At 68.9% G+C, this 21,763-nt stretch carries 19 protein-coding genes; 7 read left to right on the top strand and 12 right to left on the bottom strand.

Annotated features, from left to right (window positions below; all coding sequences use genetic code 11):
* The first annotated feature begins 27 nt into the window (after positions 1–27).
* Complete coding sequence (ccsB, locus tag V1Y59_RS20220) at positions 28–1,053, top strand: c-type cytochrome biogenesis protein CcsB (RefSeq protein ID WP_330433111.1); 1,026 nt, start codon at positions 28–30, stop codon at positions 1,051–1,053.
* Between the two features lie 42 nt (positions 1,054–1,095).
* On the opposite strand, the gene V1Y59_RS20215 is transcribed toward ccsB, so the two are convergent.
* The 3 genes from V1Y59_RS20215 to V1Y59_RS20205 form a co-directional block, all read right to left on the bottom strand.
* Positions 1,096–1,578 carry a helix-turn-helix domain-containing protein gene (locus V1Y59_RS20215; RefSeq protein ID WP_330433110.1) on the bottom strand — a complete coding sequence of 161 codons (483 nt, stop codon included), beginning with the start codon at positions 1,576–1,578 and terminating at the stop codon, positions 1,096–1,098.
* A 135-nt stretch (positions 1,579–1,713) separates the two neighbouring features.
* Complete coding sequence (locus tag V1Y59_RS20210) at positions 1,714–1,935, bottom strand: hypothetical protein (RefSeq protein WP_330433109.1); 222 nt, start codon at positions 1,933–1,935, stop codon at positions 1,714–1,716.
* A 57-nt stretch (positions 1,936–1,992) separates the two neighbouring features.
* Entirely contained in the window at positions 1,993–2,208 is a 216-nt protein-coding gene (locus V1Y59_RS20205) for a BldC family transcriptional regulator (RefSeq protein ID WP_330433108.1), read from the bottom strand.
* Positions 2,209–2,503: 295 nt separating this feature from the next.
* On the opposite strand from V1Y59_RS20205, the gene V1Y59_RS20200 reads away from it, so the two are divergent.
* Both V1Y59_RS20200 and cds1 read left to right on the top strand, forming a co-directional pair.
* Entirely contained in the window at positions 2,504–2,839 is a 336-nt protein-coding gene (locus V1Y59_RS20200) for a DUF4229 domain-containing protein (RefSeq protein WP_330506834.1), read from the top strand.
* 6 nt (positions 2,840–2,845) lie between these two features.
* Complete coding sequence (gene cds1 / locus V1Y59_RS20195) at positions 2,846–3,979, top strand: L-cysteine desulfhydrase Cds1 (RefSeq protein WP_330506833.1); 1,134 nt, start codon at positions 2,846–2,848, stop codon at positions 3,977–3,979.
* Between the two features lie 102 nt (positions 3,980–4,081).
* Here cds1 and V1Y59_RS20190 read toward each other — a convergent pair whose 3' ends face one another.
* Genes V1Y59_RS20190 through V1Y59_RS20150 form a run of 9 tightly spaced genes read right to left on the bottom strand, consistent with a single transcriptional unit; the run spans position 4,082 to position 15,386 of the window.
* A complete protein-coding gene (locus V1Y59_RS20190) occupies positions 4,082–4,861 on the bottom strand; it encodes an alpha/beta hydrolase (RefSeq protein ID WP_330506832.1) in 780 nt (259 codons plus the stop codon).
* Positions 4,861–5,784, bottom strand: a complete 924-nt coding sequence (locus tag V1Y59_RS20185; protein WP_330506831.1) for a glycoside hydrolase family 16 protein — start codon at positions 5,782–5,784, stop codon at positions 4,861–4,863. Before V1Y59_RS20185 ends, V1Y59_RS20190 begins: the two co-directional genes overlap by 1 nt.
* A complete protein-coding gene (locus tag V1Y59_RS20180; protein ID WP_330506830.1) occupies positions 5,781–7,112 on the bottom strand; it encodes a hypothetical protein in 1,332 nt (443 codons plus the stop codon). The genes V1Y59_RS20185 and V1Y59_RS20180 overlap by 4 nt, the downstream gene beginning before the upstream one ends.
* The gene (locus V1Y59_RS20175) at positions 7,106–9,259 is read right to left on the bottom strand and encodes a hypothetical protein (protein ID WP_330506829.1); all 2,154 of its coding nucleotides are present in this window, start codon (positions 9,257–9,259) and stop codon (positions 7,106–7,108) included. The genes V1Y59_RS20180 and V1Y59_RS20175 overlap by 7 nt, the downstream gene beginning before the upstream one ends.
* Entirely contained in the window at positions 9,256–10,674 is a 1,419-nt protein-coding gene (locus V1Y59_RS20170; RefSeq protein WP_330506828.1) for a glycosyltransferase family 2 protein, read from the bottom strand. Before V1Y59_RS20170 ends, V1Y59_RS20175 begins: the two co-directional genes overlap by 4 nt.
* Complete coding sequence (locus V1Y59_RS20165) at positions 10,661–12,007, bottom strand: polysaccharide pyruvyl transferase family protein (protein WP_330506827.1); 1,347 nt, start codon at positions 12,005–12,007, stop codon at positions 10,661–10,663. The genes V1Y59_RS20170 and V1Y59_RS20165 overlap by 14 nt, the downstream gene beginning before the upstream one ends.
* The gene (locus V1Y59_RS20160) at positions 12,004–13,344 is read right to left on the bottom strand and encodes a polysaccharide biosynthesis protein (RefSeq protein ID WP_330506826.1); all 1,341 of its coding nucleotides are present in this window, start codon (positions 13,342–13,344) and stop codon (positions 12,004–12,006) included. The genes V1Y59_RS20165 and V1Y59_RS20160 overlap by 4 nt, the downstream gene beginning before the upstream one ends.
* Positions 13,341–14,561: a glycosyltransferase family 4 protein gene (locus tag V1Y59_RS20155; protein ID WP_330506825.1), complete on the bottom strand. Its 1,221-nt coding sequence runs from the start codon at positions 14,559–14,561 to the stop codon at positions 13,341–13,343. The genes V1Y59_RS20160 and V1Y59_RS20155 overlap by 4 nt, the downstream gene beginning before the upstream one ends.
* 27 nt (positions 14,562–14,588) lie before the next feature.
* Positions 14,589–15,386: a glycosyltransferase family 2 protein gene (locus tag V1Y59_RS20150; RefSeq protein WP_330506824.1), complete on the bottom strand. Its 798-nt coding sequence runs from the start codon at positions 15,384–15,386 to the stop codon at positions 14,589–14,591.
* Positions 15,387–15,721: 335 nt separating this feature from the next.
* On the opposite strand from V1Y59_RS20150, the gene V1Y59_RS20145 reads away from it, so the two are divergent.
* The 4 genes from V1Y59_RS20145 to V1Y59_RS20130 all read left to right on the top strand — a co-directional run bounded on the left by V1Y59_RS20145 (position 15,722) and on the right by V1Y59_RS20130 (position 21,584).
* Complete coding sequence (locus V1Y59_RS20145) at positions 15,722–16,792, top strand: glycosyltransferase family 2 protein (RefSeq protein WP_330506823.1); 1,071 nt, start codon at positions 15,722–15,724, stop codon at positions 16,790–16,792.
* The gene (locus V1Y59_RS20140; protein WP_330506822.1) at positions 16,789–17,619 is read left to right on the top strand and encodes a glycoside hydrolase family 16 protein; all 831 of its coding nucleotides are present in this window, start codon (positions 16,789–16,791) and stop codon (positions 17,617–17,619) included. The genes V1Y59_RS20145 and V1Y59_RS20140 overlap by 4 nt, the downstream gene beginning before the upstream one ends.
* 705 nt (positions 17,620–18,324) lie before the next feature.
* Positions 18,325–19,023, top strand: coding sequence for an ABC transporter ATP-binding protein (locus V1Y59_RS20135; protein ID WP_431309239.1), 699 nt, complete (start codon positions 18,325–18,327; stop codon positions 19,021–19,023).
* Positions 19,024–19,043: 20 nt separating this feature from the next.
* Positions 19,044–21,584, top strand: a complete 2,541-nt coding sequence (locus V1Y59_RS20130; RefSeq protein WP_330506848.1) for an FtsX-like permease family protein — start codon at positions 19,044–19,046, stop codon at positions 21,582–21,584.
* Positions 21,585–21,763 lie beyond the last annotated feature (179 nt).

The raw sequence follows: 21,763 nt of genomic DNA, 5'->3' as shown, positions 1-21,763 counted from the left end.
CGCCGGCAACACGAGAGGACGGGTGCCATGAACACGGGCTCGATGCAGGTAGACGAGACGCTCGCGCGCTATTCGGACCTGCTGTTCGGCACCGCGATCACCGTCTACGTGCTCGCGATGATCCTGTTCCTCGCGGCGCTGGCCGGATCACGCGGACGCAAACTGGCGTCCGCGCAGCTCGTGGGTGCCGGATCGGCTCCGGTCGCGGTCGACGACCGCGCGCCCGGCCGCGTCGACGGACCGAAGCCCCGCCGCCGCGGCGGTGAACGCATGGCCGCCATGGCCTACCCGGTGGTCTTCGTCGGTCTGGCCGCCCACATCGCCTCGATCGTGCTGCGTGGCCTGGCCACCGACCGCGCGCCGTGGGGCAACATGTACGAGTTCATCTCGCTGACCTGCGCGGCCGGTGTCGTCGCGGGGCTCGTCGTGCTGCGCAAGCCGGAGAACCGGCCGCTGCTGTCGTTCGTGCTGCTGCCGACCGCGCTGCTCATGTTCATCGGGGGCCGGTGGCTCTACACCCAGGCCGCCCCGGTGGTGCCGGCCCTGAAGTCGTACTGGCTGGCCATCCACGTCTCGATCATCTCGATCTCGTCGGGCGTGCTGCTGGTGTCCGGCGTCGCGAGCATCCTCTACATCGTCAAGCTGCGCTGGGGAAAGCTGCCATCCGACGACGACGCCGACGATGCGACGACAGGCCGCGGTATCACTGCCGGTCTCCGACGCATCGTCGACCGCATCCCGACTGCCGACGCCCTCGACCGCCTCGCCTACAAGTGCGTGGTCTTCGGATTCCCGCTGTTCGGTCTCGGCGTCATCTGCGGTGCCATCTGGGCGGAAGCCGCGTGGGGCCGGTTCTGGGGCTGGGACCCCAAGGAGACGGTGTCGTTCATCGCGTGGGTGATCTACGCGGCGTATCTGCATGCCCGGGCCACGGCGGGTTGGCGCAACAACTCGGCGGCCTGGATCAACATCGCCGGATTCGTGGCGATGCTGTTCAACCTGTTCATCATCAACCTGGTGGTGTCCGGGCTGCACTCGTACGCCGGACTGTAGATAGCGCGGGCCTGTAGCGGGGAACTGTAGATCCCGGGCCGGTCAGGCGGAGTTCTGGCCCTCCTCGGGCAGCGGACCGGTGTTGCCCTGGGCCTGTGCCTGACCCTTGACCACCTTGAGTAGTTCGATCAGGACGTCGATGGTGTCCGGGCAGATCGCCCGCACATCGATGCCCGAGAGGTGGGTTCCGGTGGTGGCGAGCATCTCGACGTAGTCGCGCTGTTGCCGGACCCGCTCGAGGTCTTCGTCCGGGTTGGCAAGGAAGTATGTGACGCTGACCTCGAATGCCCGCGCGATCGCCTCGACGGTGCGGAACGACGGAGTGCGGGCCTTCCCGGTGCGCAGCTGGGAGATGTAGGCGTCCGACAACGAGTAGCCCAGGGCATTTGCGCGTTCGGCGATCTTCTTCCCGGTGTAGGGGAGGCCGTTCTCGTCACGGGAATGCTCGAACAGATATCCGAGCTTCTCTGCGAAGCTCGGATCATCGTCCTGCGCCGTGGACCGGCGCGAATCTCCGGTTGTCACTGTCGACCATTCCCCGAGGAAGCGTTGATCTCCGTGCACCTTCCGCCAGTCGCAGATTCAGCCGAACTGCGTAATTGACAAGAGGTTACCCTACCTCGGGGTAGGGTTCGCGCCGTCAGATCGCGTCGGTGCCGATCAGGCGTCCTCGCCCTCGGAACCGTTGGTGCCACGGGTCCGGCGGTCGAGGTCACGTAGGAAGTCGGGATCGTCGTCGGGGCCGACCGGACCACTCGGTTTCGTCGGTCGACGCGGCGGCTGACCGCCACCCTCCTCCGACTCTCCGAGTTGGGGGCCGAACGCACGCCACAACAGAAAAGCAATCGCTGCAATGCCGATCAAGGCAAACAGAAACGTCATGGCAACCTCCCGTAAACCAGCGTACGTGAGGTTCCCGCGGCGCGGGTAAATCCCCGCTCAGTGGGTACGGCGGTTCAGCAGTTCGACGACGTCGGCCTCGCGGAAACGCCGGTGTCCGCCCGGGGTCCGGATGGATCCGAGGAGGCCGGAGCTGGCCCAGCGGGCGACAGTCTTCGGGTTGACGTTGAACATGGCCGCCACCTGACCGGGGGTCAGGGTGTGCTGGCTCGCGATGCCGGGGGTGATGATTCCGGCGGTATCGGTGATCGTCACGGTGTTCCTCTCATCTCCGCCTGCAAGAATGGGCGATCTGGGGGATTCACTACATGGATACACGCCGCAGTGCCGGGTACTCGAACGGTCAGCAATTGGTAAAGAGAGTGCAAAACCGGCATTCGGCCCTCGATTGGGGCGACCCTTCGTGACGCCCGCTCGTTCCTCGCGGGCTCCTCAGGGATCGGTTGATGACGCCCGCTCGCCTCCCGCTCCGACCGCCATCAAGGGGGTCGGTTCCCCGCCCGATATGCCCAGTACCCTGGTCATCGGTGACAGGAAAGAAGGGTCATTCGTGACAGGACAGAACAGCTCGCCCCAGAATCAGGGTGGGCAGAACGCGTCGGGGTCGGCCGGCGGGGTGGCGCTATGGCTGGCGCTCTACACACTCGCGCGTCTCGCGCTCGTCGTGGTGGTCGCGGCGCTGATCATGGGCATCGGAGCACTCGCCGGGGTCGAGGTGCCTCTGCTGGTGGCCGCGGTGTTCGGCGTGCTGATCGCACTGCCGCTCGGATTGGTCCTGTTCAAGAAGATCCGACTGCGGGTGAACGGCCAGATCGCGGCCGTCGACTCCGCGCGGCAGAAGCGTCACGACGATCTGCAGTCGCGTCTGCGCGGAAAATCGGACTGAGCCCGAGTGAAGCCGACCAGAGTCGTCGACCATCGCGCCGATCGGGCCTGGTCGGAGAACGCGGTCCGGCTGATCGAGGCCGACGGCCATCGTAGCGCCGACACCCACCTGCATCGCGTCGCCCTGCCGGAATGGTCGCGCTGGACCGACGGCGACGGCCGCGACACCGGCATCGAGCTGTACCTCAAGGACGAGAGCACCCATCCCACCGGTTCGCTCAAACATCGCCTGGCCCGGTCGCTGTTCCTCTACGCGATCTGCAACGGGTGGGTCACCGAGGGCACCACGGTCATCGAGGCGTCGTCGGGCTCCACCGCGGTCAGCGAGGCGTACTTCGCGAAACTCATCGGCGTCCCGTTCATCGCGGTCATGACCTCCAACACTTCGCCGTCCAAGACCGCGCTGATCGAACGCGAGGGCGGCCGATGCCACTTCGTGGAACGTGCCGGCGACGTGTACGACGAGGCTCTGCGACTCGAGGCCGAACTCGGTGGACATTTCATCGACCAGTTCACGATGGCCGAACGGGCCACGGACTGGCGCGGCAACAACAACATCGCCGAGTCGATCTTCGCGCAGATGGCCGAGGAGGATCATCCGATCCCGACCTGGATCGTGGTGGGCGCCGGCACGGGCGGCACGTCGGCGACCCTGGGCCGCTACGTACGGTATCGGCGCCACCCCACCTGGCTGGCCGTGGTGGACCCGGAGAACTCGGTGTTCCTGCCCGCCTACGACACCGCGAACGGGGCGTTGACGTCGGGGGCCGGATCCCGCATCGAGGGCATCGGCCGACCGCGGGTGGAGCCGTCGTTCGTCTCGCAGGTCATCGACCGCATGATCGGCGTCCCCGACGATGCGTCCATCGCGACGGCCCGCGTGATCAGCGAACGCCTCGGGCGGCGCGTCGGCGCATCCACCGGCACCAACCTGTGGGGTGCGTTGCAGATCGTCGCGGAGATGGCTGCGGAGCGTCGCCCGGGCAGCATCGTCACCCTGCTGTGTGACTCCGGTGACCGCTACACCAACACCTACTTCGACGACGATTGGCTCGCGGAGCACGGATTCCACCCCGCCGAGGCGATCGCGGTGCTCTATGAGTTCTTCGCCACCGGCCGCTGGACCGCCGCCACTCACTAATGTCCGCGCCGCGGGACCGCGAGCATCACCGCACAGCACCGTCGACTGGATAATCCAATCGGGCACGCTCTGCGGTGATGTGCACGGACATCCGGGCCACGATCAGCGCCGGTCGTGCTCGGCGAACGCGAGCGCGGCGTCACCGCCGTAGCAACTGCCGTCCACGTGGTCGCCCTCGCAGATCTCCAGGGTGACGGTGGCGGCCTTGCCGAAGCGGATCGCGAACGCGCGGGCACCGGCGGCCGACGGGACCACGGTGTCGCCGGTCGAGTAGAAGAACAGCATCCGCCGCTGCTCGTACACGGCTGCCTTCGACGACAACGGGTCTGCGCTCTGCGGCACCGGCCCGTCCCAGGCGTCGACGATGAAGTCGACACCGCGCAGCGTCGGTGGCAGACCGGTCAGCGGTGACACCCCGACGAGGCCGACGATCCCGGCGAACTCGGGCTCGGCATAGAGCCGCAGCGCCGGCAGCACCCCCATCGACTCGCCCGCGAACAGCATTCGACGCGTGCCGTATTCGGCTCGGGCCCGGTTGATCAGCCGCCGATAGTCCGTCATCGCGGTCTCGTTGCCGAACGAATTGCCGCCGGCCGACGCCGACACCACCACCCACCCGTCCCGCAGGAACGGTTCGGCGAAATGTCGGTGTTTCGGATTGTGTCCGAATTCGGTTCCGTCGGAGTCCATCCCGTGAAACCAGACGACGATGCCGGCCGGCTCGGCGTTGTCCTCGCGGTAGGCGCGCATGTCCGGGCCGAGGTCGTCGGTGACGATCCCCGCTCCGGGATCGTCCGCAGGTGGCGGGCTGCTACAGCCGGCCACCACGACCGCCAGGACGGCCAGTGCGCAGAAGGCGAAGCGGTGCAGGTGTTCTCGCATCAGCCGTACATCCTCACCCAGTCCACCGACATCTCGGCGGGCAGTGCCGAATCGCCGACCGGGCCCGGCCATTCGCCGCCGGCGGCGACATTCAGCACGACGAAGAACGGGTCGTCCATCACCCACACCGACCTCGGCGGGATGTCGTCGGGTGTCAGCTCCATCACGGTTGTGCCGTCGAGGCCGATCTGGATGAGTCCGGGCTCCCGGTACACCCAGTACGTGTGGTATTCGCCCGGTGTGCCAGCCAGGGCCTCGGGCAGCCGTCGCTGCACCTTCCACGGCACCTTGACCGACAGGTCGGTGCGCGGTCCGATCGCACCGACCGAGTTGTCGCGCACCGAGTTTACGTGCTCGTAGATGTCGATCTCGCCCGATTCCGGATATCCGACCACCTCGAGGCCCGACCCGAGCATCCAGATCGCCGGATGGATCCCCTGGCCCTCCGGCATCCGGGCCCGCACCGCGAGCAGACCGTTCGACGTGTCCAGCTTGCCGAGCGTGTCGATCCGCGCCGATGTCACGTCGTCGCCGTCCTGGCGGGCCACGATCCGCAGATTGCCCTCGCCGTCGAGCGACACGTTGTCCGGTGAGTCGGTGTAGGTCTGCTTCTCGTCGTTGCCCCACCCGCCGTCACCGGTGCGGATGTTCCACATGCGTGCGCTCGGCAATGTGCCGGCGGCCCCGGAGAAGTCGTCGGACGCGACCAGCCCGAGGTCGGTCTGCAGGGCCACCAGATCGTTCGACTGCAGCTTGCCGCTGGCCGCGGCGTCGATCCCGGCAGCCACCAACAGGGCCGTGACGGCCACCGACCCGGCGGCGACCCAGATCGGCACGGGGCATGCGCCGTTCGGCGCCCGGAACAGGTTACGGAGATAGCGCCCGACGGCGTGCACGGGGCGTCGGATGAAGCGTGGGGTCACGGGACCTCTCCCAGGTCGAGGGCTGCAGGCGCGTCGAGGATCGCCACCGGATCGGCGGTCGCGAGGTGCAGCGCCCGCCGGATGGTCTCCGGCTCGTGGTAGCGGGCGTCGAACGACGCCGAGATGTCGTAGCGGTCCCGCATCTTCGGGGTGAGCAGCGCGATCCCGCGCGCACCGACCGGGTCACTGACGGCGGCGAAGCGGTGGGCGTCGAACCCGCCGACCCAGTGGCCGTCCGGCATGGCGTCCAGGCCGAGGAGATGGCTGAACGACAACGTCGCCGACGACTCCGCGACCGGCTCGACATGCTGTTCGTCAGGTCGTCCCAGACGGTGTCGCGTCGACGCCGCGAGCTCGCCTGCCGAGATCGCCAGCATGGCGGCCAGCGGACGGCCCGACGCCATCGCCGCCGACAACTCGCGCTGCAGCACGGTCGGATCGTTCGGGCGGGGGAACGGAAGATTCAGTCCCACTGCCGCATTGCCCAGGTAGTGCGCCAACGATCGGTCGTAGCGGCCGGCGTCGACGACCACGTGCGCGGTGGGTGCCAGATCCACACCGGCGGCGGCGAATCCGCGGGTCAGCACACACATCAGCAGCACCGCCATCGAGCACCCGGGCGTGTTGGCGTCACGCCACTTCTGCAGCTCCGCGCGTCGCGCCACGTCCAGATACCCGGTCACGGTGCTCGGCAACGCCGTCGACTGCATGTCGCTGGTCGAGCCGGACGGTGCGTCGTCGCCGCCCGTGACTTCCGGCACCTTGTGCCGTCCCTCGGCGAACAGTTCGGCCACGCTGCGTGGGCGTCCGGCGACATGCCGGGCCATCGCCCGCAGCACGTGTGGACGCTGCGCCGGTGTCACCGCCCAGTCGGGTGTCGGACGAGATGCACACTGCGACAGATACACCCAGAGCCGCACCACCATGCCGCCACCGAAGACGGCGTGCGGCAGATCGGTGATCAGATGATCGCCGGCGACGTACACCCGCAGACCGTCCGGGGTCGGCCTGGTACGGCGCAACAGGGTCAGCTTGTCCGCGAGGTCGAGGTGGTCGGTGCCCGGGAAGTCGTCGGACCAGCTGCGGACCGACTCGCCGAGCATCCGGGGATCGTGGTGCCACCGCCGCCCACCGGTTCGTCGATCACGGTGCAGGCCGAGCCGGTTGCCCGCCGACACCGTTGCCAGGCGCACGAATTCGTCGGCGATCTCGTCGCGCGACGGCAGCGTCAACGGGCCCATGCCGACGACGACCCGCGCGTCGCCCGCGGCTCGGTCCAGCAGGGTCGGGGTCACCCCCGTCCGCGTCACCCCCGCCCGCATCACCATGGTTCGTCCTCGGTGGGCACGTGCTCGTAGCGGAAGATGATCGTGTCCGCATCGGAGTGGTCACGGCGCCAGTTGGATTCGGAGTCGAGTCGGGCGATCAGCGAGTCGATCGCGCCGGTGCGGAAGTATCCGAAGTAGTCGCTGTACACCGACATCTGGCGCGGCAGGATCAGATAGAAGCCGCCGCCGGCGAATCGGCCGAGGTTGTCGAGGAACTCGATGTCCTCGTCGGTCGGGAAGCCGCGGGAGAGCGAGTTCTTCAGGAACACCAGCGGGCGGTCGTAGCCCGGATTGGCCTCGGCGATCCGCACGTAGTCGCCGCTCGGACGCTCCGGCCAGCCCGCCGGCGCCATCCGCACCATGACCGTGGACGGTTCGGCCTCGGACAGCATCTCCCGGCTCAGCGCCACTTGAGATTTGGTGATGACGTTGTAGGACCAGCCGCTGTAGTAGCCGTGGAACGCGCCGACCGCGACGATGCCGATCAGGGCGGTCACCACGGTGGTCCGCAGTCGCGGGCGCCGCATCGAGGGTGCCGGGTCGGTACGGTCGGGCAGGATCTGCGCGAGTGCGGCGCCGACCAGGATGCTGCAGCCGACCAGCGAGTACAGGAACACGCGGAAGATGGCCTCGCCGCCGTAGCTCTGTCCGGCGAGCAGCAGGATCGGCGAGAACGCGACCACCGGCAGCGCCCAGTCGGCCCGCCCGCGTCGCCACAGGTACACGAAAGCGAGTGCGGCGCCCAACCACACGGCAAATGCGACACCGCGGTCGACGGCCTCGGTGAACGAGCGCGCCGCCGAGTCGCCGGTGGCGCCGCCGATGTTGGTGCGGGCGTTGTCGAGTGGATTGGAGCCGGTGAACAGGCCGTACTTCATGACCGACGACAGCCGCGGCAGGATGTAGGCCAGCCACACTCCGCCGCACGCCGCGATCAACCAGATCGGCCGTACCCGGTTGAGCAGGGTCAGCAGCCCGCCGCAGCCGAGGACCCACACCGGTGTCAGCTGGTGGCTCACCGCGATCACACCTACCAGGGGGATCGCGAAGTAGGCCGCGGCGGTCTGGGTTCGGGATCCGGCGAACAGGGCGATGACGGTCACCGCCAGCAGCAGCGCGACCGACTGCGGCGCGAAGTAGTCCTGACCCACCCAGTTGACGAGTTCGGCACACATCACGGCGATCAGGCCCGCGCGCACCGACAGGCCCAGGGCGCGTGCGAGACCCCAGATCGCTGCGGCCAGCAAAATGTGCATGACGGGCGCGAACCAGTGCGCGACATCGATCGGATCGATCCCGGTCGCCGCGCTGAACCAGGCGGCGCCGGCGAAGAACCCGGGCCAGCGGGTGTAGATGTCGACGAACGACGGCGGCAGCGAACCGGTGTCGCCGACGAAGTCGACGAGGCCGATGTGCTTGTAGGTCCACGCGTAGATCGGCACCTCGGTCAGCAGTGACACCGGGAACCGGATGATGACGATCGCGGCGCCGATCGCCGACGTCGCGCCGACCGTGTCGTCGGAGATCACGCACCACATGAACACGATGACCGTGCCGACCAGTGCGGTGGCCATCACCGCCCCGCCCGGGGTGAACAGCAACCCGAACAGCCCCGCGTCGGCCCCCGACGCCAACACGAGCCCGACGAGCCACAGCACCATCAGGGTCGACAGTGTCCGCATCCTTCGCGATGCCGAGATCCCGCGTAGTCGTCGCCCGAGTTGCAGGTGGGACAGGCGTTGCCGCAGGTCGTCTCGCGTCTGGTCGACACCGAACCGGCGGATACCCAGCACACCCGAGACGAGGCAGACCGTCGCCAACGTGGCGGTCACCGCGGCCGGAGAATAGCTGCTCAGCCACAGCAACGACGTCGTCAACCCGATCGGAGCGGCGATCCCCACCGTGGGATACAGCGCCATGCGCAGGTGCGTCGGCAGGCGCAGCGGCCAGGCGACGGCGGCACCGAGACCGCCGATCATCATGGGTGCCAACAGGATCAGTCGAACGAGGGCCGGCAGCGGGATGAGCGACACGAAAGCCGCCACACCGGACGCCGCGGCAACCGCGGGTCCGAGCGGAATGGGTGCGCGGAGTCCGATCGGCTCCGTCGGGGCGTCGACGGAGCCGGCGGAACCGGTGGGTATCACTGCGACGATGACGGGCCTCCTTGCGCGTCGACCGCCGCGACCACCGGCATCCGGGGTGCGAACGACCGGAACGGTGCGGCCTTGCGGCCCTGCGCACGTGCCGTCAGCAATGCGCGCGGCCCGCCCAGTAGACCGGAGATCTCCTCGCGGCCGGCGCCGGACACGGTGTCGTGGTTGGCGGCGCGTGCCCTGGTTGTGCCGGGCCCTGACATGGGTGCGGCCCCTTCCGGCCGTTCGTCGGCCCCGGCGGAGCGTGCCCCGACCGACGTCAACAGGTGGCGCAACGCAATTCCGGACCGCGACAACGCCAGTGGCGCCAGCCGGCGATCCAGCGCCACCTTGGTGAGCCACGCCCCGAGCCCCAGTCCGTACCCGTGCGCCTGCGACAGCAGTGCCGCGTCGTCCTCCCGATGCTGGTGCCAGGTGATGGCATCCGGATCGAAGACCAGCGTGTGGCCGCCGACCAGGGTGCGGACGAACCAGTCGATGTCCTCGCCGCCCCGGGTCGGTGACCCGGCGCCCAGCGCCTCGTCGAAGCCGCCGAGTTCGAATGCGGCGCTGCGTCGGACGGCGAAGTTGGCGCCGGTGCCGTAGTCGGCGACGCGGAACGGGAACAGTGCACCGTGCTCGTCGCGGTCGCTCAGCCGGTACGCGCGACGGGCCAGGCTCGACGACCATCCGACGCGCTGCTCGAACACCACCTGCGACGTGGTGCGCAACTGCGCGGCGGGTACCAGACCGGTGACGCACCCGACGGCGGGATCGGCGAACGACCGGGTGAGGCAGCTCAACCAGTGTCGGTCCACCACCACGTCGTCGTCGGTGAACGCGACGATGTCGTGGCGGGCCGCCTCGAGACCACGGTTACGGGCCGCGGCCAGTCCCGGCACCGATGCGTGGATCACCCGCACGCGCGGGTCGTGGTGGGTGTCCACGTAGCGCCAGGTGTCCAGCGACGACGCGGCATTGTCGACGATGACCACCTCGAACAGCGGATGGTCCATTGCCAGAAGCGAATCGACAACCCGGGCGACCTCGGGTGTGCGGTCGCGGGTGCAGACCACCACCGATACCGGCAGGGCGGCAGATGCAGACGCGGCCGGCACCGCAGTCGTCGCAACGGGCAACCGCGACGCCTCCCGTCTCACCTCACGGCCGAGGACGGCTCCGCCTTCCACCCCGACATCGACGAAGCCGCGCACCGAGGTCCCGTCGCGGACCAACAGCCGTGCGCGCGTGTATCCTTCGCCGCCCCGCAGGCTCACCTCGTCGGCGAGTCGATCCCCGATCTGGATCTCGCCGACCCACCGTGCGCCCGGGTCGAGTGGGCCGGCGTCCTCGGCAGCCAGGATCGGGAACAGTTCGGTGATCTGGTCGCTCCCGGTGCTCCCGGGGTCCTCATCATGTGCGTGCATCGTGTGCGTCCCCTGTCTGGCGTGTGCGGTGGTGCTCGGAGGTCGGATCGGTCGGTGGCGGCTGCAGCCAGTCGGCGGCGCGGCGGGTCAGTTCGGTGCGGTGGTTGTGGCTGATCGCGGCGAGCCGCGACCGCGCGGTGGGATCGGTCATCCGCGGGGAGAGGGCGCTGACGACGGCTTCGGCGGTGACGTCGGTGAAGTCGGCGACGCAGTCGGCGAGACCCGCCGACGCCATCACCCCGGCCGACTTGGTGGAGAAGTAGCCGATCGCGAATGTCGGTGTGCCCGAGAGCAGCGCGAGGACCGCCGCGTGCAGTCGCACCGCGATCATCGCACCGGCGGCGCCGTACAGGGCGGCGAGTTCTTCGGGGCCGAGGTCGTCGTCGACGTACTGTGCGGACACACCCGCCCGGCGCAGCGCCTCGGTCAGTGCGCGGGAGATCGGCCGGTCGTCCTCGATGTCGGTGGGGCCCAGGGTGTGGGCCACCACCAGCACGTGATCGATGAGTCCACGGTCGCGCAACATCTGTGCGGCAGTCACCAGTTCGTCACGAACCCGCTTGTCCGCGTCGGCGCCGAGCGACGGGTGGGCGCGCAGCGCGATCACCGCCGTCCGCCGTGGCGAGGCGGGAAGCGAGTCGACGATCGCCGAGACACGTTCGGAAACAGCGGGTTCGATCGCGTACGCCATGTCGGGTGCGAGCTCCGCCCGCCGCAGACCGAGGTGGGTCGCGACATCCAGCGACGCGGGGTCCCGGACGACGGTCGCCGACGCCGACGACAGCATCCGCCGCGCCATCGCCGCGGTCCGGCGCCGGGCCCGCGGGAACGGGCCGAGGGTGTGGCCGAGCAGGACGGTGGGGATGCTCATCATCTGCGCGGTCCGGAGACCGGCGGTGAGTGTGAACAGTCGCGCCATGCTCACCAGCGGGTGCACCGACGCGTCGCTGTACAGGTTGGACCCGCCGACCCCGACGACGAGGTCGGCGTCGTCGAACAGCGACGCGAAGCCGGCCAGCGGACGCCCGGCCGCCATCATGGCCGCCGACGGCGTCAACCGCGCCAACCAGATCGGGACGTCGAACAGTGGTGTGGCCGTGCGCTTTCCGCGTAGCTCGGTGGGTACCGGCATCGGCAGTATCCGCGCTTCGGGATGCGCACGCGCAACGTGCCGGCTGCCGATCGCGGTGGGTCCGGCACCTTCGGTGAGGCCGACGACGGTGACGTCGGCGTCGGGCCGGCTCTGCTCGACCAGCCGGAGGACGCCGGTGGTGATCGCCGAGTCGCCCTTGTTGTCGTCGTGCCAGGCGTTGACCAATACGACCCGCGTCATCGGATCACCTCCACGTCTGGCGCTCCGGCCGCAGGTGTGTGCTGGGCGCGGCGTCGTGTCCACAGTCCCCAGCAGCCGACCGCGCCGAGCAGCGCAGATCCGATCGCGAGCCCCCCGGCCGCGCCGATCGCGCCCCACCGGGCGGTGAGCACCATCAGGATCGGCAAGGACAGCGCACTCATGGTGAGGTTGGTGATCAGCAGGGTTCGGGTCGCCAGGGTGGCGCGCAGTACCGCAGCCCACGTCACGAACCCGACCCGGGCGGCTGATCCGACGCACAGGAGCGCCAGGGTCACCCACAGGGTGGCGTGGTCGTAGTCCTGCCCGAAGAACCCGAACAGCACCGGCGCCACCGCGACGAGCAGCACGGCGCCGACCAGCAGCACCGCGGCCTGTGTGAGCCACCAGATGCGGGTGATGGTGGCCGCCGGATCCGTCGCGGTGGGAAGGTGTTTGGTCAGGGCGGTGGCGGCACCGATGGAGACGTAGTCCAGGCCCTGCGAGATGGGCAGCATCAGCGCGAGCATGGCGCCCTGCACCGGTCCGGCGAGCCAGGTCACCAGAAACGGCGCGCCGAGCAGCGGGCCCATGGAGATCAGGCTCGCCGTCCCGTCGCGCAGGGTGAAGCCGATCAGCTGCCGTCGGTCGTGGTCGCGGATGAAGTCGTCGCCGGGAACCTCCCGGTCCATCGCTCGACGGATGACGAACACCGCGACCGCACAGGTCAGGATCGCGGCGGCCAACGTCGCGGCCACCGCGGCGTCGGGCACGGTGCACAGCAACAGCAGCGGCACCAGGCCGATCTTGACGATCGCGCCCGCCATGTTGAGTAGCGGGAGGTGGCGGGCCACCGACAGGGCGGTCAAGACGGTGTCCTTGAATGCGAAGAACGCCATGATGATCGACCCCACGGCGACCGCGGCGAGGACGGCCACCGACGATGCCCGCTGGTCGATGGTGACCGCGCCGAGCGCGCCGGAGACCACGCCGGCGAGGGCGGCGCCGACCAGCACGACCACGGTCGCCTGCCGCAGCAGGCGTCCACGCGAGGGCGCCGGGGTGGCGGGGATCATCGCGGTCATCGCGTTGCCTGCGCCGGAGGCGGCAACCGTGCCGGCCATCGTCATCAGCGACAGCAACGCGGTCTGCACCCCCAGTTCGTGAGGAGGGATGAGCCGGGCGACGACGGTCCAGAACGCGATGCCGGTCACCGCCGTCAGGACCGAGGTGGTGATCAGTGCCGCCGAGTCGACCGCGATCGACCCGGAGATGATGGCGCGCAGTCGTCGGGCATTCGGATGTCCCGGTGAGCGTCGCTGTCGCAGTGAGGTACTCACGACGCCGCCGCAACCGGAGACGGCGTCGGGGACCAGCACACCTCGCGCAACAACTCCGCGTTCGCGGCGGCCTGATCGTCGAGCCGGTGCCGGTCGAGCACATGGGAGCGCGCCTGCTCACCGAGTCGTCGCCGCAGGGACTCGGACCCGAACACGCGCCGACCGGCGTCGCGGAGTCCGACGGTATCTCGCGGCGCCACAACGTAACCGGTCTCGCCGTGGCGAACCGCCTCTCGCACCCCGGCCGCCTCGTACGCCACCACCGGTACCCCGGCGGCCTGGGCCTCGATCACCCCGAGCGGCATGCCCTCGATGAGCCCGGTGTGCACGTACAGGTCTGACGCCCCCAGCAGCCGAGGGATGTCGTCGCGGGCACCGAGGAAGCGCATCCGACCGGGCGACAGCGCCGTCGCGAGTTCCCGCACGCGCTGTTCGTAGTCGCCGTACGCCGACGTCGTCCCCGCCACCAGCACCGTGACCGAGTCGTCCAGTCCGGCGGCGAATTCCACGAGATCCTCGATGTGCTTGCTGGGGTCGATGCGGGTGGCCGCCAGCGCCACCCGGCGGTCGTCGTCGATGCCGAGTTCACGTCGCACCGTGCGTCGTAGCCGTTCGTCGGACGGTGCGAACACCGTGGTGTCGACACCGTTGGGAATCACGGTGACCCGCTCGCGCACCGCGGCACCGACGGTCTCGGCCACCGATCCGCTGACCGCGATCGTGTGTCCGGCCGCCCGCACGGCCATGTCCCGAAGTCGTCGGCCGACACCGGGCATCGACGTCTCATGGAGGGTGAGGACCGTCGGCAACCGCCACATGCGCGCCGCCACAGCGGCATCGAGATGTGTCCAGTGGGAGTTGGCCAGCACCAGGTCGTAGCGTCCCCGCACCGCGGTCTGCGCGATGAGGCGCGGCACCGCGACCGAACGACGTATCTCGGTGGTGAGTCGCCCTGCGCTGATGCGTGTTTCGTCGCGGATCGACCGCGACACCGGCAGTGCCAGCGGGATGACCGGCAGGCCGCGCGAACGCCAGTGCTCGTACTGTTCGAGCTCCGGCGGGCAGGCCAGGGTCAGTTCGACGCCGTGTTCGGCCAGAAGCGGTCGGAGGCGCAGCAAATATTGCTGGGCGCCCCACAGGCCGGGCCCCTGGTCGAGGACCAGGACCCGTAGGGTGGTGTGCTTCCGGGCGGGCAGCGCCGTGGTCGTGAACGCCACGGACGTGTACTCCCTCGTAGTGGTTGGTCAGCTCGCGGACGCGCGCAGATCGGCTGCGGCGAGACCGCGGCCCATCGGTGCATGAATGACGTCGACGCTGCCGTCGGAGGTGCGCGCACGTGCTGCGCGTTCATCGAAAATCGTTCGGAGAACCCGTATCCCGTCGGTGACGGCGTTCAGATTGCTCTCGCCGTGGATGCGGTCGCGCTCGTAGCTCGCGACCTCGACGATGCGCAGTCCGGCCTGGGCGACGCGGATGTTCATCAACGTCTCCACCTCGAAGCCGTCACCCCACTGCGGTTCGGCGAGGGCCGGGCTCGGCAGGCCGATCGACGGCAGGCAGTGACGCCAGAACGCGTTGTAGCCGTAGCAGAGGTCGGTGAATCGGGCGTCGTAGAGCCGATTGACGATGCCGTTGAGACCCAGGTTCCCGAGCCGGCGTAGCCGGGTGATGTCGGAGCTTCCGCCGCGATAGGTGAACCGTGATCCCTTCGCGAAATCAGCGCCGTCGCAGAGTGATTGGACGAAGCTCGGGATCTCCCCGGCATCGGTGGAGCCGTCCGCGTCGATCATCACGATGATCTGTCCACGCGCGGCGGCGAATCCGCACGCGAGCGCATTGCCCTTGCCCTTGCGGGTCTGGGTGATGATGCGCGCATTCGGCCAGAGCGACCGGGCCACGTCGACGGTGTCATCGGTCGAGTGGCCGTCGACGACGATGATCTCGGCGATTCCGTCGGGCATACGACGCGCGACGTGCGGGAGGTTCTTGGCCTCGTTCCGCGTAGGAATCACCACGGTGACATCAGGATGTTGAATCCGCATTCTCATTTCCCCCGAAAAATGAATGACGGTGATTGGGTGCGGGACGGCTTCTTCGTCCCGTGTGAGTAATCGTGGACCCATTGCGGGTCCTGCGCAACAGGCCGACGATGGCCTGCGGTTAAGCCTTGATGAACGACGTATGTCATCCAGCCGCCGAGGATGAACGAAAAGTGTTCGTACGCAGGCAGTCCCGCGGCCGCCGACTGTCGATGATGAAGCGTTCGTCGCATTGTCGGCCGGTTGTGACAGCGCTCACCTGGGGTGATCGCACTGGTTGTCGGCGAGGTGGGGCGAAGAGGTGAGCGAGGTGGGCCGGTGCGGGTCATACTCGGACTATGGAATCGGGGGCCATCTACAACGACGACATCACCGTCATCATCTGCGCGTACACACACCGTCGATGGAACGACCTGTGCTCGTCCATCACATCCGTTGTCACACAACTACCGCCGCCCTTCGAGGTGGTGGTCGTCATCGATCACAACGACGAGCTCGTCGACGACGTCGAAGCCTTTGTCGCCCGTACCGCGCCAACGGTGCCGGTGCGGGTGCTGCGCAACCGCGGACCGCAGGGTCTGTCCGGTGCGCGCAACACCGGGGTGGCGGCGGCCGGGACGGCGGTCGTCGCCTTCCTTGATGACGACGCGACCGCCGACGCGGGCTGGGTGGGGCGGATGGCTGCCGGGTACACCGACGCGCGTGTTCGGGGAGTCGGCGGCTACGCCCGGGCCCGGTGGCCGGGTGGACGTCGGCCGGGATGGTTCCCCGCCGAATTCGACTGGGTGGTCGGATGCAGTTATCCGGGGCAGCCGATCGTGACCGAGGCCGTGCGGAACTTTATCGGCGCCAACATGTCCCTGCGCCGCGACGACATCACCGCGGTGGGCGGGTTCCACACCGGGCTCGGACGCGTGGGCCGGATTCCCCTCGGCTGCGAGGAGACGGAGATGTGCATCCGGATCGCGCAGCAACGCTCCGGTGTGCGAATGATGTTCGATCCGGCGATGGCGGTCGCGCACCGGGTGACGGACGACCGGGTGACGCCGCGCTACTTCTTCCGGCGGTGCTACGCCGAAGGCGTCTCGAAGGCCGCCGTGTCCGGATTGGTCGGCGCCGCAGACGGACTCGCCAGCGAACGAACCTACACCGCCGCGGTCCTGCCCTACGGAATCCTGACGCGGGTCGGCGGGGTGATCGGCGGAGTCTCCGTCGCCGGCGGGGTGGCCCACGGCGCGCGCTCCCGGATGGATCTGGCCACGCAGGCCGCCACGATCGTGGCGGGAGCCGTCGTGACGGTCGCCGGATACGCGCGCGGACGTCTCGGCGGGGCTGCGGTCCCGACGCGGGACGGCAGCCTGATCCCGGCCGCCGAGCCCGAACCGACACAGCGGAGGAGCGGTGCATGATCGATCGTCCGGCGCTGGTTCGACATCTTCTGATACCCACCCTGGTGGCGGTCGCCGCGCTGGGTGCGCTTCCCGGTGGTGCGGCGCACGCGAGCACCGGCGCATCCGAGGAGTTCACCGGCCCGGCCGGCGCCCCGCCGAATCCGTCGATCTGGACCCATGACGTCGGCGGTGGGGGTTGGGGCAACGGTGAACAGCAGGTCTACACGTCCTCCACCAGCAATGCCCGCCTCGACGGGCGTGGCCACCTGGTGATCGAAGCCAGGCGAGAAGGCGACCGCATCACGTCGGCGAGGCTGACGACGCGTGGCCACCACGCGTTCCGGTGGGGGACGATCGCCGCCCGTATCCAGGTGCCCACCGGGACGGGGCTGCACCCGGCGTTCTGGTTGCTCGGCGCCGACCTCGAGCAGGTCGGCTACCCCGAATCGGGGGAGATCGACATCATGGAGTTCGTCAACGCCGGAACGTCGTGGCACACGGCCCTGCACGGGCCGACCGACACCGGCACCCATTGGCAGCTGACCCGATCCGGACCATTCTGGGGTATCGCCGGGGCGCAGTTCCACACCTATGCCGTCCACCGCGCGCCGGGCCTGATCGCCATGACCATCGACGACCGGGTGGTCAGCACCTTCATCCCGTCCATGCTGCCACCGCGCGCCCGGTGGGTCTTCGACAAGCCGATGAACGTGCTGCTCAACCTCGCCGTCGGAGGCCGATGGCCGGGCCCGGTCGCGCCCACGACGGTGTTCCCGAAACGGATGCTGGTCGACTGGGTGCGGTTCATCCCCAATCCGGCTGCCGCCTTCAACCCGGTCGACTAGCCAGCGCGTGCCTCCCCCGTTGGTCGAGTAGCCCGCGAGCGATTCCCCGTTGGTCGAGTAGCCCGCGTCCCCTCCGGTGGTCGAGTAGCCCGCGAGGTACGAGCGTGCGTATCGAGACCTCTGTCGCGCAGTGTGGTCTCGATACGCGGGCTCGCCCTGGGGGGCTCGCGCGCTACTCGACCACCGAGGAAGGTCGCTCGCTGCTCGACCGGCGGGAGGTTTCTTCGTTGGTCGAGTAGCCCGCGAGGTACGAGCGTGCGTATCGAGACCTCTGTCGCGCAGTGTGGTCTCGATACGCGGGCTCGCCCTGGGGGCTCGCGCGCTACTCGACCACCGAGGAAGGTCGCTCGCTGCTCGACCGGCGGGAGGTTTCTTCGTTGGTCGAGTAGCCCGCGAGGTACGAGCGTGCGTATCGAGACCTCTGTGGCGCAGTGTGGTCTCGATACGCGGGCTCGCCCTGGGGGGCTCGCGCGCTACTCGATCACCGAGGAAGGTCGCTCGCTGCTCGACCGGCGGGAGGTTTCTTCGTTGGTCGAGTAGCCCGCGAGGTACGAGCGTGCGTATCGAGACCTCTGTGGCGCAGTGTGGTCTCGATACGCGGGCTCGCCCTGGGGGGCTCGCGCGCTACTCGATCACCGAAGAAGGTCGCTCGCTACTCGACCGGCGACAGATCAACTGAGGGCACCCTCAACTCCGTGGGATACCATGCGCGCTGTGAGCGCTGTCGCGGACGAACCGCTGGTCCAGGCCGTTGATCTGGTGCGGGAGTACCAGATGGGGGACCAGCGGGTCCGCGCGCTGGACGGCCTCGACCTCACCCTCGACGGCGGGCAGTTCGCCTCCGTCGTCGGGCCGTCGGGAGCGGGCAAGAGCACGCTGTTACACGTCCTGGGCGCCCTGGACACCCCGACGTCGGGCACCATCACCGTCGACGGCACCGATCTGGGTTCGCTGAACGACGAGCAGGCCTCGGCGTTCCGACGTCATCGGGTCGGCTTTGTGTTCCAGTTCTTCAACCTGGTGCCGACGATGTCGGCGTGGGAGAACGTGGCGTTGCCGCGACTGCTGGACAGCCAATCGCTGCGCAAGGCCAGGCCCCGCGCCATCGAACTGCTCGATCGCGTCGGCCTCGGCGACCGCGTCGACCACCGGCCGGCGGAACTGTCCGGCGGGCAGATGCAGCGCGTCGCCATCGCGCGGTCGCTGATCATGGACCCGTCGATCCTGCTGGCCGACGAACCGACCGGCAACCTCGACTCCAAGACCGGCGAGTCGGTCCTGCAATTGCTGTCGGAGGTCGCCCACGACGCGCCGAACCGTCTGGTCGTGATGGTCACGCACGACCCCAACGCCGCGTCTGTCGCCGACACCACGATCACGGTGCGCGACGGGAAGATCGCGTGACCTCGCCTCCGTCGACACGCATGAATCCGGTCCGGTCGATCGCATCGGGTCTGTCGCGGATCCGGGTGCTGAATCTGCGTGAGATCCGCACCCACCGCCTGCGGGTGACCACCTCGCTACTGGTGGTGATCGTGGCGTCGGCGCTGCTGGTCTCGGTGCTCGGACTCTACGGGTCGCTCACCGAGTCGGTGCGGCAGGTCAACGCCGCCATCGCCGGCACCGCGCAGGTCGAGGTCGCCGCCATCGCCGACTCCGGCATCGACGACGAACTCGCCACCGAGATCCGCCGCGAGGTGCCCGACGCACGATCGGTGGTGCCGCTGATCCGCAACACCGTCGTCATCGACGACCGCGACATCGCGCTGCTCGGTTCGGATTTCCGCGTCACGTCGTTGTCCGGTGAACTCCAACAGGCGGTGGCGCAGCAGCAGAACTCCGGTGTCGCAGAGCAGGAGCTGGACAACGGCATCATCGCCGGATCCGGCACCGGACTGTCCGAAGGGCAGCGGCTGACCATCAACGGTGTTGACGTGGAAGTGATCTCGGTGATCGACGGCGAGCAGGCCGCCGTCCTCAACCGCGGCAACTTCGTCTTCGCCTACCTCGGGCTCGCGCAGCGACTCGCGTCGCAAGAGGGCAAGCTCGACTCCATCCTGATCGTCGCCGAACCGGGCGCCGACATAACAGCTCTCAAGTCGTCGGTGTCCGACGTCGTCGACGGCCGAGCAGTGGTGGTGGACCCCGGTTTTCGCGCCGAGCAGGCCGAGACCGCCAGCTCCGTCACCCGCGACGCGACGCTGCTCGTGTCCCTGATCTCGCTGGTCATCGCCGGCTTCCTGGTGTTCAACACCATGAACATGGCCGTCGCGTCGCGACGGCGATCGCTGGCGATGATGCGGGCGCTCGGCGCCCGACGCGGGCATCTCGTCGGTGATCTGCTGGGGGAGTCGGCGCTGTTCGGTCTGGTCGGCGGAGCCATCGGCGTCCCCATCGGCATCCTTGCCGGCCGGTGGGCGATCGCACAATTCCCCGAGACGGCGAACGACCAAATGGCCACGGCCGTCGGCTATCACCTGCCCGTGTATGCGCCGATCGTCGCGATCATCGCGTGCATCCTGGCGTGTGTCGCGGCGACCACCCTGGCCGCCCGGTCGGTGTTCGCGGTGTCGCCGGTGGAAGCGATGGTGGCCGGTGAGGTCGCTGACACCACCGGCAAGGCCCGCCGCAGCGTGTGGATCGCGGCCGTCGTCGGGGTGACCTTGCTGGTCGCGTCCTGGTTCGTGGCCACCACCGTGCCCGGTAGGCCAGCGATCCTCGGCGGTGCCGTGTTCGCGATCGGCGGGCTCCTGCTCAGCTTCGCGCTCACCGGTCCGCTGGTCCGGCTCGTCGTCGCGCTGTCGCGCCGGTTCGGCGGTCCCGGACAGCTCGCCGCGGTCAACACCGAACGCGCACCGCGTCGGGCCTGGGCGACGCTGATGACGGTTGCGGTGGCCGTCACCGTCGGCATGGGCACCTCCGGCGCCCTCGACAACCTGGTCAGCTCGATTTCGGGTTCGCTCGACGGCCTCGCCGACCCGGACTTCTACGTGTCGTCGGCCGACAGCGGAGGACTGCCCACCGGCCCGGCGCTACCGCCCGAGCTCGCATCGCAGGTGGCGGAGATCCCCGGCGTCACCGAGGTCGTCGGGGCCCAGTGGGCCGAGATCAACGTCGACGAGGCGCAGATCTTCGTGCAGGGGCTCGAACCGAACTCGTTGGCGCCGTTCGTGAAAAAGGCCGACCCGGCCGCGTTGCAGCAGGTGATCGACGGCGACGGCATGCTGTTGTCCACCGTCCTCGCCCGCAGCCTCGACGTCGGAGTCGGCGACACACTGCGGATGGCCACCCCGTCTGGCTACCGCGACATCATCGTCCGCGACACCGTCAATTACATCTCGATCGGTTCCGGTACCGCGGCCATGTCGAATTCGCTTCTGTCCGAATGGTTCGACCGGCCCGGCGACGCCTACCTGCAGATCTCCACGGACCCGGCCGCCGACCAGGCCGAGATCGAACAGCGGCTCGACGCCGTGGCCGCCGAGTACGAATTGGGCAACGGCCGAGAGGTATTCGTGCACTCGGGCGACGAGGCGCTCGAGGCGGCCCAGGCTCAGGCCGAGCAGGCCGGCGCGTTCACCGTGGCCATCCAGTGGATCGTCGCCTTGGCGGCGGCCGTGGCCCTGCTCAACACGTTGCTGCTGTCGGTGATCGAGCGGCGCCGCGAACTCGGAGTGCTACGCGCGATGGGAGCATCGCGGCGATTCGTGTCGCGGATGGTGGTGGCCGAGGCCGCCGGCGTCGCACTCATCGGATCGGCCACCGGCGTGATCCTCGGTGGGGCACTGCACTTCCTGGCCGACAAGATTCTCTCGGCGACGACGTCGATCGACATCGCCTACGCGCCCCGGCCGTCGACGCTGTTGTTCGTCTCCATCGCCTGCGGGTTGTGCATCATCGGTGCGCTGGTGCCGGCGATGCGGGCGTCGCGGATGAATATCAGCGAGTCGATTCTGGACGAGTAGGTGGGGTGGGGCGGGGGTCTCGATACGCCTCGGGCTCGCAAGCTCGCACGTGGCTACTCGACCAGCGGGAGGTACGGGGGTCTCGATACGCCTCGGGCTCGCAAGCTCGCACGTGGCTACTCGACCAGCGGCGGGGAGGTGCGGTGGGGTGGGTCTCGATACGCCTCGTCGCAAGCTCC

It is taken from the genome of Gordonia prachuapensis (assembly GCF_036350515.1).
Classification (GTDB): Bacteria; Actinomycetota; Actinomycetes; order Mycobacteriales; family Mycobacteriaceae; genus Gordonia; species Gordonia prachuapensis.
The sequence above is the reverse complement of the archived record's forward strand: the minus strand, read 5'-3'. Positions and strand labels throughout refer to the sequence as shown.

What these genes read in the sequence shown, in the direction of transcription:
- V1Y59_RS20130 (WP_330506848.1), top strand. Translation starts at nt 19,044, where the DNA reads ATGAATCCGGTCCGGTCGATCGCATCGGGTCTGTCGCGGATCCGGGTG.
- V1Y59_RS20210 (WP_330433109.1), bottom strand. Translation starts at nt 1,935, where the DNA reads ATGACGTTTCTGTTTGCCTTGATCGGCATTGCAGCGATTGCTTTTCTG.
- V1Y59_RS20170 (WP_330506828.1), bottom strand. Translation starts at nt 10,674, where the DNA reads ATGCACGCACATGATGAGGACCCCGGGAGCACCGGGAGCGACCAGATC.
- V1Y59_RS20145 (WP_330506823.1), top strand. Translation starts at nt 15,722, where the DNA reads ATGGAATCGGGGGCCATCTACAACGACGACATCACCGTCATCATCTGC.
- ccsB (WP_330433111.1), top strand. Translation starts at nt 28, where the DNA reads ATGAACACGGGCTCGATGCAGGTAGACGAGACGCTCGCGCGCTATTCG.
- V1Y59_RS20165 (WP_330506827.1), bottom strand. Translation starts at nt 12,007, where the DNA reads ATGACGCGGGTCGTATTGGTCAACGCCTGGCACGACGACAACAAGGGC.
- V1Y59_RS20190 (WP_330506832.1), bottom strand. Translation starts at nt 4,861, where the DNA reads ATGCGAGAACACCTGCACCGCTTCGCCTTCTGCGCACTGGCCGTCCTG.
- V1Y59_RS20180 (WP_330506830.1), bottom strand. Translation starts at nt 7,112, where the DNA reads ATGGTGATGCGGGCGGGGGTGACGCGGACGGGGGTGACCCCGACCCTG.
- V1Y59_RS20140 (WP_330506822.1), top strand. Translation starts at nt 16,789, where the DNA reads ATGATCGATCGTCCGGCGCTGGTTCGACATCTTCTGATACCCACCCTG.
- V1Y59_RS20150 (WP_330506824.1), bottom strand. Translation starts at nt 15,386, where the DNA reads ATGCGGATTCAACATCCTGATGTCACCGTGGTGATTCCTACGCGGAAC.
- V1Y59_RS20135 (WP_431309239.1), top strand. Translation starts at nt 18,325, where the DNA reads ATGCGCGCTGTGAGCGCTGTCGCGGACGAACCGCTGGTCCAGGCCGTT.